General features: G+C 64.2%; 15 protein-coding genes and 1 pseudogene. 8 read left to right on the plus strand and 8 right to left on the minus strand.

Annotated elements, in window-relative coordinates:
- Position 1 precedes the first annotated feature (1 nt).
- Positions 2-811: an SDR family oxidoreductase gene (locus tag JOF48_RS11245; RefSeq protein ID WP_209680727.1), complete on the plus strand. Its 810-nt coding sequence runs from the start codon at positions 2-4 to the stop codon at positions 809-811.
- On the opposite strand, the gene JOF48_RS11250 is transcribed toward JOF48_RS11245, so the two are convergent.
- The 5 genes from JOF48_RS11250 to JOF48_RS19640 all read right to left on the minus strand — a co-directional run bounded on the left by JOF48_RS11250 (position 808) and on the right by JOF48_RS19640 (position 4,309).
- A complete protein-coding gene (locus JOF48_RS11250) occupies positions 808-1,476 on the minus strand; it encodes a GAP family protein (protein WP_209680729.1) in 669 nt (222 codons plus the stop codon). The genes JOF48_RS11245 and JOF48_RS11250 overlap by 4 nt on opposite strands.
- Positions 1,477-1,515: 39 nt before the next feature.
- Positions 1,516-1,704 carry a hypothetical protein gene (locus tag JOF48_RS11255; protein WP_209680731.1) on the minus strand — a complete coding sequence of 63 codons (189 nt, stop codon included), beginning with the start codon at positions 1,702-1,704 and terminating at the stop codon, positions 1,516-1,518.
- 129 nt (positions 1,705-1,833) lie between these two features.
- Entirely contained in the window at positions 1,834-2,331 is a 498-nt protein-coding gene (locus tag JOF48_RS11260) for a hypothetical protein (RefSeq protein WP_209680732.1), read from the minus strand.
- Positions 2,332-2,405: 74 nt separating this feature from the next.
- Positions 2,406-3,065 (minus strand): nucleoside/nucleotide kinase family protein, encoded by a 660-nt coding sequence (locus JOF48_RS11265; protein ID WP_209680733.1) that lies wholly within the window; start codon positions 3,063-3,065, stop codon positions 2,406-2,408.
- 80 nt (positions 3,066-3,145) lie between these two features.
- Complete coding sequence (locus JOF48_RS19640; protein ID WP_245346496.1) at positions 3,146-4,309, minus strand: class I SAM-dependent DNA methyltransferase; 1,164 nt, start codon at positions 4,307-4,309, stop codon at positions 3,146-3,148.
- A 285-nt stretch (positions 4,310-4,594) separates the two neighbouring features.
- On the opposite strand from JOF48_RS19640, the gene JOF48_RS11275 reads away from it, so the two are divergent.
- Genes JOF48_RS11275 through JOF48_RS11285 form a run of 3 tightly spaced genes read left to right on the plus strand, consistent with a single transcriptional unit; the run spans position 4,595 to position 6,103 of the window.
- Complete coding sequence (locus JOF48_RS11275) at positions 4,595-4,840, plus strand: hypothetical protein (RefSeq protein WP_209680734.1); 246 nt, start codon at positions 4,595-4,597, stop codon at positions 4,838-4,840.
- Complete coding sequence (locus JOF48_RS11280; protein WP_209680735.1) at positions 4,837-5,835, plus strand: SRPBCC family protein; 999 nt, start codon at positions 4,837-4,839, stop codon at positions 5,833-5,835. The genes JOF48_RS11275 and JOF48_RS11280 overlap by 4 nt, the downstream gene beginning before the upstream one ends.
- A 22-nt stretch (positions 5,836-5,857) precedes the next feature.
- On the plus strand, positions 5,858-6,103 hold the full coding sequence (locus JOF48_RS11285; protein ID WP_209680736.1) for a hypothetical protein: 246 nt from the start codon (positions 5,858-5,860) through the stop codon (positions 6,101-6,103).
- 401 nt (positions 6,104-6,504) lie between these two features.
- Here JOF48_RS11285 and JOF48_RS11290 read toward each other — a convergent pair whose 3' ends face one another.
- On the minus strand, positions 6,505-7,491 hold the full coding sequence (locus JOF48_RS11290) for a diaminopimelate dehydrogenase (RefSeq protein ID WP_209680737.1): 987 nt from the start codon (positions 7,489-7,491) through the stop codon (positions 6,505-6,507).
- A 190-nt stretch (positions 7,492-7,681) separates the two neighbouring features.
- Here JOF48_RS11290 and JOF48_RS11295 point away from each other — a divergent pair, with 190 nt between their 5' ends.
- Both JOF48_RS11295 and JOF48_RS11300 read left to right on the plus strand, forming a co-directional pair.
- Positions 7,682-8,008 (plus strand): ArsR/SmtB family transcription factor, encoded by a 327-nt coding sequence (locus tag JOF48_RS11295; RefSeq protein ID WP_209680738.1) that lies wholly within the window; start codon positions 7,682-7,684, stop codon positions 8,006-8,008.
- Positions 7,977-8,366: a VOC family protein gene (locus JOF48_RS11300; RefSeq protein ID WP_209680739.1), complete on the plus strand. Its 390-nt coding sequence runs from the start codon at positions 7,977-7,979 to the stop codon at positions 8,364-8,366. Before JOF48_RS11295 ends, JOF48_RS11300 begins: the two co-directional genes overlap by 32 nt.
- A 78-nt stretch (positions 8,367-8,444) precedes the next feature.
- On the opposite strand, the pseudogene JOF48_RS20170 reads toward JOF48_RS11300, so the two are convergent.
- Positions 8,445-9,192: pseudogene (locus JOF48_RS20170) on the minus strand (dienelactone hydrolase family protein).
- A gap of 93 nt (positions 9,193-9,285) precedes the next feature.
- Entirely contained in the window at positions 9,286-9,735 is a 450-nt protein-coding gene (locus JOF48_RS11310) for a hypothetical protein (RefSeq protein WP_209680743.1), read from the minus strand.
- 360 nt (positions 9,736-10,095) lie between these two features.
- On the opposite strand from JOF48_RS11310, the gene JOF48_RS11315 reads away from it, so the two are divergent.
- Both JOF48_RS11315 and JOF48_RS11320 read left to right on the plus strand, forming a co-directional pair.
- Complete coding sequence (locus tag JOF48_RS11315) at positions 10,096-11,682, plus strand: ABC-F family ATP-binding cassette domain-containing protein (protein ID WP_209680745.1); 1,587 nt, start codon at positions 10,096-10,098, stop codon at positions 11,680-11,682.
- Positions 11,683-11,925: 243 nt separating this feature from the next.
- A complete protein-coding gene (locus JOF48_RS11320; protein ID WP_209680747.1) occupies positions 11,926-13,830 on the plus strand; it encodes a penicillin-binding transpeptidase domain-containing protein in 1,905 nt (634 codons plus the stop codon).
- Positions 13,831-13,977: the final 147 nt, after the last annotated feature.

Below are 13,977 nucleotides of genomic sequence, written 5' to 3' on the forward strand. Positions count from 1 at the left end.
CATGACAAAGCTGCAGGGAGCGCACGTGGTTATCACCGGCGGCTCGCAGGGGATTGGTGCGGCCTTCGCCAAGGAAGCGCACGACGCCGGAGCCCGGGTTTCGCTCATTGCGCGCACCTCTGCGGGGCTTGAGCGGGCTGCGGCTGCCGCCGGGGCCGGTGTCCTGTGGGAGGCTGCCGACGTCACCGACCCTGTTTCCCTCGCCGCGGCCATGGATGCCCTGACCGCCAGGTCCGGCCCCTGCGACATCCTTGTCTGCTGCGCGGGGACGGCCTTGCCTGGACTCTTTTTGGAGGTTCCGGCTGCGGAGTTTGAGACCCAGTGGCTGCTGAATGTTGGCGGCGGTGTTGCTGCCGTGCGGCACGTGCTGCCGGGGATGGTTTCGCGAGGCCAGGGGCATGTGGTGCTGCTCAGTTCCACGGCGGGGATCATTGGCGTGCCCGGCTACACGGGCTATGGCGCCAGCAAGTACGCCATCCGCGGCTTTGCCGACACGCTGCGCTATGAGGTGGAGCCGGCCGGGGTGCACGTCAGCACCATGTTTCCGCCGGACACCGACACCCCAGGCTTTGCCGCTGAGAACCTGCGCAAGCCGCCGGAAACTGCGGCCATTTCAGGGGCCGTCAAACCCGTCTCCGCGCAAAAAGTGGCTGCGGGAATGGCCCGCGGGATTGAGCGCAATGCCCGCAACATCACGGTGGACGGCACCACCCGTGCGCTCTTGTTGATGGGCGGATTGGCTGAACCGTTGCTGCGTTGGTCCTTCACCCGGACTTCGGCGAATGCTCGCCGGCAGTCACCCCGCAGCTAGCAGCTGCCGATCCCGTTGCCGACCAGGAGGAAGCCAAACACCACCAGGAGCAGGCCCGCCATGATCGAGTGGTTTACCTGCAGCCATTCCATGACTGCCTTCAGCGGCACGCCCATCTTTGTCGGCGCGATCAGGTAACTGGCAACAGGGAGCAGCACCGTCAGAGAGGCAAGCACGATGTAGGCGGCCATGGCCCACAGCTCGGCGCCAAGATTCAATTCGGCGGCACCGATGGCCACTCCGGCTGCTGCGGTGATGGCAAGGTTCTTGGGATTCGCGCCCGAAAGTGCCAGCCCCATGACCGCGCTTCGCCCGGGTGAGTAGCTGCTGGCCGAGGCCATCCACCCGGGGAGGGGCCCGGCGTCGGACTTCCCAAAACGCTTGGCGAACTTGCGCACCGCCATGGCCAGCAGGAACGCTCCGAGAGCAATGCGCAGAATGCCGGCGACGGGCCCGGGTTCGGCGCCGGAGTCGTCCACGGCGTCAAGGGCGAAGGTGAGGAGCGCGACGATCGCAGCGAGCCCGGCGACCCAACCTCCCAGGAAGGCCAGGCCGTTGGCGCGGGGGCGGGCCGAGCCCAGGAGCAGCACAATCATGATGATGGGGAACGGGCTCAGCGCCACGCCCATGCTGAGCGGGATGATGCTCCCGATGACGTCGTTCATGATGCGCTTTCCGTGGTCAAATGTGGCTCCTGAAGTCTTTCACAGGTGGCGGGGCTGGCCTGGCATGGGGAGTTCCTCGCCGTCGACCGGATCGGCAAACGGTGGAAGGGGCTGGATGAGCTGTGTCGGCCACATGGTCTGGGTGGACGGGGCCAAGTCGCCCGTCACCGAACAGTTCAAGAACCTGGCGATTGCAGACGAGATGGCTTTCAGGGGCTGCACATTCAAGGTGACCTCCATCTGCGCGACCTGTTCTCAGTTTTACCTGGCGCCCCAGGCTGGATTGGAAAAGCGCGACGGAGGGAAGCAGGCTCACCTGCGTCGGAGCCAAAACCTTGAGTCCTGTCGCCGGGCGCTTTACTTGCGGGCAATGCGTGCAGCGAACGGTGCCCTGAGGATCTTCGTCCACAGCGACCGGCGGTGTGCAGCGCCGGATGAGGACCCGCATTGGCGTTCTGCGCGATCCAAACATTCTTCGATGAGCGCATCGTGCATGGGTCGAAAGAAGATCGGCCAGGTTAGTCTCGCCGTTCCACTTGGCGAGATGGAAAGCTCGTGCCGCAGCAACGTTGAATTGTCCGTAAGGCTAGTGGCAGTGAAGGAGTGGTGGCCGTTGAAACCCGATGGGCCGGTGAACTGAAATTCGATCCGTCTACCGAGCTCGTATGCAGTCACGAAGTAGCGCACAGGCCCATGTCCTCCCGCCGCGCCTATGCTGAGAGGCCCATCTAAGCGCATTGCCGGCCATTCGCTCCTTGGCCACAATCGATCGTTCTTGCTCGCCAGCGAGTCAATGAGCTCTCCGACTTCGTTGCTGGGAGCCGCAATATCGCGCTGATGAATGTTGTAGACCATAGAGCAAGGGTATCTATGATCTGGCCCGTATGATCCGCCTCAACCGCGCGCGAAACTGCCCATATGGCGAACCTTTACCGGATAGCTGAAACCATGCCAGGGCGGATGATCTTTGGCGAAGTGAAGTCGGAGTTGTCCACGACGTACGTGGCGCGTTCCCAGGGCCGTGCGGCTTCGAAGTAGAGACGCTGTCCTTCGACGTATCGGCGCATCGTGGGGTGCTGCGGGTCGGGATTGCTGCCGTTCCGGATCGCCATTCGGGCCGCGGTTTCGGTGAAAGGCACGTCCAGGAACACCGATGCATCCCAATGGGAGGCGAGTTCGTCGCGGTGCAGGAACATGCCTTCCACCACGACCAGTGCATCCGGCGGAGCGCGGAGGCCCTCCGCCTGTGCAACGCGGTCGGTATCCGCGTTGTAGGAAGCCGGCGAGTACCAGCCGTCTCCGTGCGGACCGAGGGGGGCGAGCAACCAGTCATTCAGGGCTGGGTAGTTGTAGGTGTCTTCCCAGAAGCCGTCCGGCGAGGTACGTCCTTTGGCATGCCTGACGGGTGAGGGGTTCAGGAAGCCGTCGACGTGGATCACGATCACGGGCCGATCTTGGATCTCGTTCACCAGGTTGGTGGCGAAGGATGTCTTGCCGCTGCCGTCGACTCCATCAACGGCCACCAACCGGCGCCCGGGCCCGATGGCACCGAGAATGTCGTTTGCCAGTAGCCCCATGAACTTTTTCATAGCTTCATTCTCCACGAAACGGCCCCTGGTCAGGGGCCGAAAGGGGAACGCTCACTGGGCGTTTTCAAACCGCCATCCACTCAACCACGCAGAGCAAACATCCCGCCCGGAACCTCGGCGAATTCCCTGGATCCGGTCGCAGAGAATACACTCACTGACCACGGCGACTCAGTGTAAAAAGGGCTGAGGTGCCAATCCGAGAATCGATGGGCCAGGGTCAAGCTCGACCTTGCCGCTGCGTTGTCCAGATCCACGGGGCCACCCTGAATGGCCGTGGTGGTGCCGACGACGAAGACCCCTCCGTCGTCCAGCAGTCCTGCAACCTGGCCAAAGATTTTACGCAGTTCATTCGCTGAAAGAAAAGCCGGAACGTTCCCTGACATGAGTACGGCGTCGTAAGCCTGGGGAAGGCCATTTAGAGCCAGGGTTCCCGGCACGATGTCGCCAGCAGTCATGCGGCGAAACCACGACGGGTCATAGAACTCTCCGGCAACTTCGAGGACTTGAGGTGTGGGATCAATTCCGTAGGCCTCGTGGCCTCGGGCTCGCAATCCGTTGACGGCATTGCCAATTCCGCAGCCAATATCGAGGACACGGGAACGCCGTTTGGTCATCATGTCAACGAAGCGTACATCCACTTCCATGTCTGTTCCGGCACGTACATGCTGCCGCATTTTGGCTGCATAACTCTCATAGTCCCGACCCGCGCTCATGGTCTCATTTTTCCACCCAACACCCATTTCCATGAGGAACCGCCACAGGAAGTCGCAAGTTACTTGCTTGCCCTGACTCCGCACAGGGGCCGGCATGCGGGCAGCTTCTGAGGCTCCCGAGAAGGGCGTGACCGCATACTGGCCCTTGGCACTGTTGCCGCAATGCGCCACCGTATCAATCGCGACCAGGCCTGGCTGCCAGTCAATGTCTGGGATGCGGAACATGATCGGGAGCGCCTCGGTGTACTGATTTCGCCGCGCCCGGGTCGTTGATTTCCCGTCCGGATACATCGACAGTTTGAACGGTGCCAACAGCCGGTCGATCGTTGCCGCACTCATCGCCAGCAACTGTTGATGCACTAGTGGGCTATACCGGGAGCGGGCCCGGCCGAAGGCCTCGGAACCGATGTGGGCTTCCATATTGGCCAGGGTGGTGCCCATGACAGCGGCCAGGTACTTCCCACAGGGCTGCCCCGCCACGACCCAGACCTGATGGAGTACCTTCACCGTGCGTGGCAATTCTGCAGGCATGGGTAGTAGGCTACAGGGGCACTACGGGATCGGTCCTCTGTTCCAATGGTTCTCCATTCGAATAGGCAGCGTGGTGCATAGAAGGTATTGAAGGGCCCGCCACGGTGGGCCCTTTCTTTCGTTAAGTCTCTATTTCTGGGAGATGGAACCGCAGTCGGGTTCACTAAGTTTGCGCAGTCTGTATGGGGAACGGTCAGCGGGGCAGTGGGGCGGGGCATGTGCAAGTGGCGATCCCGTTAGCAACCATGGTTGACGGAAACTATTTTAGCAATGTAAGTTGACAGCATGAAGTCAGCACAGATCGCAACTGTCGCCGCGGACACCAGTGACCCGCGTGCCGGGCTGCGGGCCATCGCTTCCCTCCGTGCACTCACTGAGAGACTCGAACTCGCGCAGGTTGAGGCGGGTCTGGTTTTGGGCATGAGCTGGCAGAACATCGCCGATGCCCTCGGAGTCTCCAGGCAAGCAGTTCATAAGAAGTACGCCAAGAAGGTGGACCAGAGCATCCCCGTTCCAAGGAGGAACCATTGAGTAAGTTCACCGACGCGGCAACAACATCGCACACGCTCTCGGTTGTCGCCATGGAGGAAGCCTCCCGCTTCGGCCAGCGCAGCACGGACATTGACCACATGCTTCTTGCCCTGGTGGTCAGTGAGCAGGTCGCCGGACAGGTATTGCGCAGTGAGGGGATCACGCTTGAAGCGGCGCGGGGCGCGGTTGCAGAGCAGCATTCAGTTCAACTCGCCTCACTCGGCATTAGCTCCGGACTCCCGCCGCAAGGTCGGATCGTCTTCCATGAAACTGGAGGCTACGAGTGGAGCGAGCGCGCCATGGCGGTCATCAAGCGTGCCAGCGGCGGCGAGAAGCGAGGCGACGCTGCCGCCGTGCTGCGCGAACTCGTCACGGAACCCAGCGGCATGATCGACCAAGTACTACAGCGTCTCGGCTCCGCGTCCGATCTGGTGATCGCACGACTCGATGAAGTTCAGGGCTACCCGGCGCTCACACCAAAACACGCCATCCAACCGGGCCGGCGCTCGGGAGCCTGCGAGGCATTCGTCCCGGCTCCGGTCGGGCAGGTCTGGGAACTGCTCAGCAGTCAAAAACGGATGCCTGAATGGGAACCGGTGATTGGTGATGTCGAGCTCGAAGAACCGCAGACAGAACCGCAGGTGGGCGATCGCTGGACAACGCATGCCCGCACGCAGCGGTCTGATGGAAAAGCGATTCGGATCAAGCCTGAATTCCAGGCTCAGGATGTTGAGCTTGTCTCATGCACAGAAGAGGCACTGATCGAGTGGCGGTTCACTTATCCCGATTCAGCACGGGCCAGCGTGAAACGAATTCGGATCGGATTGGAGCCCGCAGCTGGCGGTACCCAGCTGCGCATCTCGTTATGGTGGGAACGCAACTCCGATAGCCCTGCTCGCCCGATCCGGGGACTGCTGACCCGCCCGCTCGTGCGCTTCGGGATCTGGATGCAGCTGTCGCAACTGAGCGGTGGCATCAGCCGAGCATTTCGCTAATTGGTCCAGAGGAGCAATGTTGATGAAACGAGCCGCGCAAGTTTTTCTCGGGATAGTCATGATCGCCGTGCTGTTCGCATGGGTGATCTTGAGGCATGAAGAACCTCTCAGCGAGTGGGCGAGCAGCAGCAATTTTGTCGGTTGGGCCTTCCACGGTTTTGCCTTGCTCAGCTTTCTCGGCGGTACCGCACTCATCGCCACCGCATGGGCGCACGGACGCGAGGACGGGCGTGACGGCATCACCGGAGATCCTGAAACGGATGAGTAAGCAGCCTGAGGCACGTCAGGCTTGTCAAGGGTGTGGCGCGAAGCTCATGGATTTTCAGGGTTCCCGCAAGCCGGTTCATCGCTGACGCGTGCCACAAGTATTTCCACAATCAGCAAAACTGTTTGCTTCCACGGACACCACATTCCCGCATATCCAGCACGCAAAAAGCCCGGTGAAGGCGCCCCGTACGGGACTGTTCATGGAACTGACGAGGGGCTGCGGATTGGTTGGTCCCGGGCATCAGAACTTCGGGGCGGATCGTGTCGAATGCGCCAAATCCTGTTGTCCAGCCAGTCGCTGCTGACATGGTTGAGAAAAGTCCCGGGGTGGCGTGAACGCGGAGTGCGCGACGGCGTGAGGCGGGGTGGGCACCCAACCAGGCTCACGCCGTCGTGCTGGGGTTAAAGCAGTTCCGCGCGCAGGTCAGCTGCGGACTTGGGGGACAGGAGGCCAGGGGCCACGTCGAACACCGTCTTGGCGCCGAACTGGCCGGAAGCGCTCATGCGGTGCACGGCGCGGGCGTAGGCCACCAGCACGCTGGAGGTGAACTCCGGGTTGCTCTCCAAGGCGAGCGAGTACTCGACGACCTGGGCGTGGCCGTCGGTGGTGTTGCCGCTGCGAATGACAAAACCGCCGTGCGGCATGGCTGAGTGGTCGCGGGCCAGCTCCTCGGCGGTGATGAAGTTGACCGTGGTGTCGTACTGGTCAAAGTAGTGCGGCATGCCCACGATCTCGGCGCGGACGGCCTCCTCGGAGGCGCCCTCCGCCAGGACAACGAAGCATTCGCGGGTGTGCTTCTGGCGCGTGGAAAGCTCAGGACGCGAGCCGCTGCGGACCTCTGCAATGGCGGCCTCGGACGGCAGCGTGTACTGCACGCCGCCTGCAACGCCGGCCACGCGGCGGATGGCATCCGAATGGCCCTGGCTCAGGCCGCGGCCCCAGAACGTGTAGGTGTCGCCGTCGGGCAGCAGCGCCTCGCCGTAGACGCGGTTGATGGAGAACATGCCCGGGTCCCAGCCGGCGGAGATGAGCGCCGTCTTCCGTGCCGCCTGGGCGGGGGCGTCCACAGAAGCGAAGTACTCCGGGATGCGGGCGTGCGTGTCAAAGCTGTCCACCGTGTTGAACAGGGCGGCCAGTGCTGGGCCCTGCTCCGGGAGGTCGGACTTGGAACCGCCGCACAGGATCAAGACGTCAACATCGCCCGCGTGGCCGGCCAGCTCATCCATGGAGAATACCGGCGCGCCCGCGTTCAGCGGAACCAGATCGGAGGGGTCGCGGCGGGTGTAAATGCCTACCAGGGCCATGTCCGCGTTCTTGGCAATCGCTGCCTCAACCCCGCGGCCCAGGTTTCCGTAACCGGCAATTCCAATGCGAATCGGCGCGCTCATCTTTTCTCCATCCAATCATTGGGCCGCTCCTCGGCGGCGGCCGCTTTCACTATCGATAACGGTACAGTCTGCCGTGGTGCCGGTGCACAGCGGGACCGGCGGCCGGACGCGGCGGCCGGGGGCCGGCGTCGTGCATGGAAAGCGCGGCAAACCGTTGACATGCAAGTGACTGCTTGCCTATGGTTGTCGTGTGGCAGATGTTTTCAAGGCCCTGGCCGATCCCACCCGGCGGATCATTCTCGATGAGCTGGCCGAGCGGGACGGGCAGACGCTCTTTGAGATCTGCACGCGCCTGCTCATGAAACACGGGCTGGCGTCGTCGCGGCAGGCGGTTTCACAGCACTTGGACGTGCTGGAATCGGCCGGGCTCGTTGAAACCATGCGTGAGGGACGCTACAAATTCCATTACATCAACACCGCCCCGCTGGAACCGATCGTTGAGCGGTGGCTGGACAAATCCAAACCCAACGGAAGAAGGCACCCCGATGAGAATCCACCTGACAAGCGTGTTCGTTGACGACCAGGCGAAGGCGCTGGCCTTCTACACCGAAAAGCTGGGATTCGTGGTCAAGGACGACGTCCCGATCGGCGCCGACCGCTGGTTGACCGTCGCCGCCGCGGAGGACCCGGACGGCACAAGGCTGTTGCTGGAACCCAGCGGCCACCCCGCCGTGAAGCCGTTCAAGGACGCTCTCGTGGCGGACGGCATCCCGGCCACCCAGTTCGCCGTGGAGGACGTCCAGGCTGAGTACGACCGGCTCGTGGGCCTCGGCGTGCGCTTCACGCAGGACCCCATGGCGATGGGCCCGGTCACCACCGCGGTGTTCGACGACACCTGCGGCAACCTCATCCAGATCGCGCACATGGCCGGCTGATTTTTCCCATGCACGACGGCGGACGGCGGCTTGCGCTGCCGTCCGCCGTGCACCGGGCTGCTTCGGGAAGGCGCCGGGCTATAGCGCGCCGGGCCGTTCGGCCAGGAAGTCCAGGGCCTCCCGCCATGATGCCCGGGCGGCGTCTGAGCGGTACATGGGCGGGTTGCTGTCGTTGAAGAAGGCATGCCCGGCGCCCGGGAACACCGTGGGACGGAAGTCGACGCCCGCCTCTGCCATGCGCTCCGACAACACCGGCAGCGCCTCCATGAGCCGGGCGTCGTCGGCTCCGTAAAAGGCCAGGACCGGGCAGGCAATGGTGGCAAGCTCCGTCACGGGGTATTCGGCATGGCCGTAAAACGGGATGGCGCCGGCCAGCCGCGGTTCCGCAACTGCCAGGGCAAAGGCGTAGGTCCCGCCAAAACAGAAGCCCATTGCGGACGTCCGGCCGGCACCCCTCCGGCGTAACGTCCAAGTAGTTGAAGACCGCCGCCAGCCCGGCCATGACCCTGGCCGCACTGTCCGGCGAATTCACCGGCGCCATGGCTGCACGGATGGTCGGCTGGATGCCGTCGCGCGCAGCAGGGTCGGCTCGCCGCTCGCCGAGCTCCGCCATCAGCACCGCGTCCAGGCCCGCCAGTGCCATGACATCGGGGGCCACGGCCAAGAACCCTTCTGCGGCGAGACGGTCCGCAACGTCCTTGATGTGCGGCACCAGACCCCATATCTCGTGGACCACCAGCACGGCACCCCGCGCCGGCCCAGGCGGATCCGCCCGATATGCCTGGAAGGATTGCCCTGCCGCCGTGAACTCAATCATCGTTCCCATGGGCCAACACTGGCACCGTTGGCTGGGCGGCGCCAGTGAAATCTCGCCGCCCGCCCTGCGAGCCCCGGGGCGGGCCTGGTGAAAACCGGCCGGCTACCCCGCTGTGCGCGCAGTGATTTCCTGCACCAGCGGCGCGGGCTCCGCCACCACGGCGGAGACGAACGTCCCGTTCTTCAGTGTCACCTGGATGCCGCAGCCGTCCCGGTTGACCAGCACAACACCGCCGGCCGGCTTGCGCAGCCCCCAGCCGCCCTGCTCCTGCGGGTCCAGCTCCACTTCGGCCACGGATGCGATGTCGGCAAAGGCCACGGTCCGCCAGAACAGGGGCCACCAGACAAACTCCACGCCGGCTCCCGCCACGCGGACACGGCTCCAGCAAAACGACGCCACGATCGTGCAGAAGGCAGGAACCACACCCGTCAAAATGAACCACAGCCCCAGGTCCCGCACCTCCGCCAGCGCGTACGACGCCAGGAACGCCACCCCTGCCGCAAGCAGGATCCAGCGGATGGGCCGGGGCAGGAAGACACGCTCTGAAGTCATGGGTACAGCCTTGGGTTGGCAGGAAAAGTACCTGTCCACCCCATCACGGCCGCCGCGAAAGGGCGAATCGCCGCCCTGCTAATCCGGCGCACCCCTTAAAAGCACGACGGCGGGACCCACCTGTGCGTTTCCGGCCGCGCACAGCTGGGATCCGCACCGTTCTGTTCTGCGCAGCGCCAGGGGTCGGCATGGCGCAGGGCACTGTTCTGCGCCATGCCGCGCTTTCACATTGCGCAGAACAGGACGCTCCCACGTGCCGCGGGTCCGATCGCCGGGCGGGGCCCCTCTCGGAACCGCCAGCTAAACTTGGTCTGGGTGTTTTCCCTGCCCCGCCTGCCTGCAATCTGAAGGACCACACCCATGAGCTTGATCCGCCTCAATGACGTTTCCGTGCGCTTCGACAAGGTACAGGTGCTGCGCGAGGCATTTTTCAAGCTGGAGGCGGGGGACCGGGTGGGCCTGATTGGGCGCAACGGTTCCGGAAAGTCCACGCTGCTCAAGCTCGTGATGGATCAGATCGAGCCCGACACGGGCACCGTCAGCGTGGAACTGGGCACGAAGATCGGCTACTTCTCACAGTTCTCCGAGCTCAACGGCGCGCAGACCATCCTTGAAGTGCTCGAGGACGTCTTTGCGCACGTCAAGGAGATCGAGGCCGAGCTCGCGGAAATTGATGCGGCGCTGGGCGCGGACCCGGGCGAGGCCGAGATGGACACGCTCATCCACCGCCAGTCCGAGCTGTTTGCCGACATGGAACGGCTGGACGGCTGGGACTACCAGCGCTCCATCGACAAGGTCCTGACCACGCTCGGCTTCAACGAGGCCCACCGTGTCTGCCCCATCGATGACCTGTCCGGCGGCTGGCGCAACCGTGCCGCACTGGCGAAGATCCTGCTTGAGGCCCCGGACGTCCTGCTGCTCGATGAGCCCACCAACTACCTTGACGTGGCCGGCGTGGAATGGCTGGAGGGCTGGTTCAAGAACTTCCAGGGCGCGGCGATCATCGTCTCGCACGATCGGAAATTCCTGGATTCAGTGGTCACGCGCATCATCGAGGTGGAGAACTTCCACCTGCACGAATACCCCGGCAGCTTCAGCGAATACGTGGTGGCCAAGCAGTTCCGGCTCAAGACCCTCGAGAGCCAGTTCGTGCACGAATCCGAGCTGCTCGCGTTTGAGGCAGAGGGGATCTCCGACCGGCGGGAGGCTGCCAAGGCTGCGTCGAAGGGGCTCGATTCAAAGCTGTCGAAGATCAAGAAATCCCGTGCGCCGCGCCCCGTGGACAAGATCATCACCGAAATTTACGGCGGGCTGCACGTCAAGGATGTGCTGTGCCGGGTGGAATCGCTGAGCAAGTCGTACGGGGACCGGACCCTGTTCAGCGACCTCAGCTTTGAGATCCGCCGCGGCAACCGGATTGTGGTGCTGGGCTCCAACGGCTCCGGCAAGTCCACGCTGCTGCGTGCCCTCACTGGTGAGGAGCCGGCCGATTCCGGCCACGTCACGTGGGCCAAGGGCGGCGGGCTGGTCTCCTACAACCAGGTCCTGGACGATCTGGACGCGGACGACACCGTCACCCACGCCGTCAACGCCATGCCCGATTCGCTGGCCCTGACGGCCACCAAGAAGTCGGTCAACCGCTTCCTGGCCATGTTCCAGTTCTCCGAGGCGGACCTGAAGCAGCGCATCGGCGCCCTCTCCGGCGGCCAGCGCGCCCGCGTCGCCATGGCCCAGTGCCTGCTCTCCGGCGCTTCGGTCCTGGTGCTCGATGAACCCACCAACCACCTGGACATGTCCAGCACCCAGGTCATGGAGCGCGCGCTCATCCACTTCCCGGGTGCCGTCCTGGTGGTCAGCCACGACCGCTTCTTCACCGACAAGATCGCCAACCGCCGCCTCGTCTTCAACCCCGACGCCCCCGGCACCATCGACGTCCACATGGGCTGATCCTGCCAACCCTCGGGCACCTTCCCGAGCGGATCCTGCAACCCGCCTCCGGTGCGGAACGGCTCCGGGCCCGCCTGCCTTCCGGGCTAAACGCGGTTGGCCAAATGGACAGTTGTGCCCGGCGGCAGGCGGATCAGGTAGGGCGCGCGGGCGTGGCGCGTTAGGCTGAAGGCAACCAACGTCAGGGAGCCCATGTTTCGTCGCGTCACTGTTTACTTGCTTGCCTTCGGCCTTATTTTTGGCATGACGGCCTGTTCCCCCAAGGATGACGGGACCGCAACAGCCGCCGCCCTGGCCTCGGCGTTGTCCAGCCACACCGTGGGGGACCTCCGCTTCAACGTGGCCGGGACCGAGGTCCAGAAGGAGCTCACCGGGCTCGCAGAAAGCATTGCCCCGTCCTGGCCGGACGTAAAGGTCAGCAAGCTGGAAGTCACCGACGACACCGCCCGCATTTCGCTGGACTACACCTGGAAATTCCCTGACACCGAGAAGCAGTGGACCTACGCCACGGGCGCCGACATGAAGCGCGACGGCGACGGCTGGACCATCACCTGGACCCCTGAAATGGTCCAGCCCGAACTCAAGGCCGGCGACCGCTTCAAGCTGGCAACCAGTTCCGGCCAGCGCGCCCAGATCCTCGCCGCAGACGGTGAGGCCATCGTCAAGGAACGTCCCGTGAAAATCGTGGGCATCAACAAGGACGGGCTCAGCGAAGCCGACGCCGAGACCTCCGCGAAGGAACTGGCTGCGGTCCTGGAAATTGACCCGCAGGCCTACGCGGACAAGGTCAAGGCCTACGGCCCGGTGGCCTTCGTTGACGCGATCACACTCCGCGAGGAGGCCTTCAGCGCGCTCGACCAGGACCGGCTCAACGCCATCAAGGGCGTCCTGGCGCAGCCGTCCACCATGGCGCTGGCACCGTCCCGCACCTTCGCCCAGGCCATCCTCGGCTCCGTGCATGACGCCACGGCCGAGGACATTGCCAACTCCGAGGGCAAGGTTGTCGCCGGGGACGTCGTCGGATCCGGCGGCCTGCAGGGATCGTTCAACACACAGCTGGCAGGCACCCGCGGGATGTCAGTCTCCCTGGTCCCCGCCCCTGAAACCGTTGCTGCCACCGAGGGTGCCACGGATCCTGCCACGGACGACGCCGGGAACGCGCCTGCCGATGGCACGTCAGCCCAGAAGGTGCTCTTCTCGAGCGATCCCGTGGACGGCACCGATGTGAAGACCACCTTGGTGCCGAGCCTGCAAAACGCCGCAGAGGATGCACTGGCCGGGGTGAAGTCGCCGAGTTCAATCGTTGTCATGCGCCCCTCCACCGGTGCCATCCTGGCGGCGGCCAACGGCCCCGACAGCCAGGGCTACAACACGGCGTTCCTTGGCCAATACGCGCCCGGGTCGACGTTCAAGATTGCAACGTCGCTGGGCCTGCTCCGGCAGGGCATGACACCGGAATCGACGGTGAACTGTTCCACGGAGTACATTGCCGACGGCAAGAAGTTCCTCAACGCCCCCGGCTACGCACCCGAGGCGACCGGTGAAGTGTCCCTGACAACCGCCGTCGCGCATTCATGCAACACAGCTTTTGTTTCACAATTCGAGACCCTGCCGCAGGACAAGCTGGCGGACGCGGCCGGTGCCCTGGGGATCGGGATGGAGAACGACCTTGGGCTGGAGTCCTACTCCGGCATGGTCCCGCGGGATTCGACCGGGACTGAGCACGCCGCCTCGATGATCGGGCAGGGCAAGGTGCAGGTGTCACCGCTGTACATGGCCGCGCTGATGTCTGCCGTGGTGAAGGGCGGGACCGTTGCTCCCGTGCTGGTGGACGGCCATGACGGCAAGGCCAAGCCGGCTGAAGGCGCCGCGCTGACGGACAAGGAAGCAGGGGAGCTGCGCACCATGATGCGTGCCGTGGTCACCGACGGGTACCTGGACAACCTGGCGGACCTGCCGGGAGCCGAGGCCATCGGCAAAACGGGAACGGCCGAATACGGCACCGACAATCCGCCGCGGACGCACTCGTGGGTCATCGCTGCGCAGGGTGACGTGGCCGTCGCCATCTTCGTTGAAGACGGGGATCTTGGAGCCGTCACGGGCGGCCCGCTGGCCAGGACGATGCTCGCCGCGGCGGCCGCCGGGTAGAGCCGCCTGGCAGCAAACCCGGGGGTCTGCAGCCCCGGGACCGGGGCCGAAACCGCCTGACGGCGGGAATGTTGTGCCGGACCGGGGGCCTTTCTGCCCCTTTTGGCTTAGGCTGGCCTTGGAACAACCGACGCGGAGCATCGCGTT

This window comes from Arthrobacter stackebrandtii (genome assembly GCF_017876675.1).
Lineage (GTDB): Bacteria > Actinomycetota > Actinomycetes > Actinomycetales > Micrococcaceae > Specibacter > Specibacter stackebrandtii.

Coding starts and splice junctions, on each gene's coding strand:
- JOF48_RS11320 (WP_209680747.1), top strand. CDS start 11,926: ATGACGGCCTGTTCCCCCAAGGATGACGGGACCGCAACAGCCGCCGCC.
- JOF48_RS11285 (WP_209680736.1), top strand. CDS start 5,858: ATGAAACGAGCCGCGCAAGTTTTTCTCGGGATAGTCATGATCGCCGTG.
- JOF48_RS11300 (WP_209680739.1), top strand. CDS start 7,977: ATGAGAATCCACCTGACAAGCGTGTTCGTTGACGACCAGGCGAAGGCG.
- JOF48_RS11245 (WP_209680727.1), top strand. CDS start 2: ATGACAAAGCTGCAGGGAGCGCACGTGGTTATCACCGGCGGCTCGCAG.
- JOF48_RS11265 (WP_209680733.1), bottom strand. CDS start 3,065: ATGAAAAAGTTCATGGGGCTACTGGCAAACGACATTCTCGGTGCCATC.
- JOF48_RS19640 (WP_245346496.1), bottom strand. CDS start 4,309: ATGCCTGCAGAATTGCCACGCACGGTGAAGGTACTCCATCAGGTCTGG.
- JOF48_RS11290 (WP_209680737.1), bottom strand. CDS start 7,491: ATGAGCGCGCCGATTCGCATTGGAATTGCCGGTTACGGAAACCTGGGC.
- JOF48_RS11315 (WP_209680745.1), top strand. CDS start 10,096: ATGAGCTTGATCCGCCTCAATGACGTTTCCGTGCGCTTCGACAAGGTA.
- JOF48_RS11250 (WP_209680729.1), bottom strand. CDS start 1,476: ATGAACGACGTCATCGGGAGCATCATCCCGCTCAGCATGGGCGTGGCG.
- JOF48_RS11275 (WP_209680734.1), top strand. CDS start 4,595: ATGAAGTCAGCACAGATCGCAACTGTCGCCGCGGACACCAGTGACCCG.
- JOF48_RS11260 (WP_209680732.1), bottom strand. CDS start 2,331: ATGGTCTACAACATTCATCAGCGCGATATTGCGGCTCCCAGCAACGAA.
- JOF48_RS11310 (WP_209680743.1), bottom strand. CDS start 9,735: ATGACTTCAGAGCGTGTCTTCCTGCCCCGGCCCATCCGCTGGATCCTG.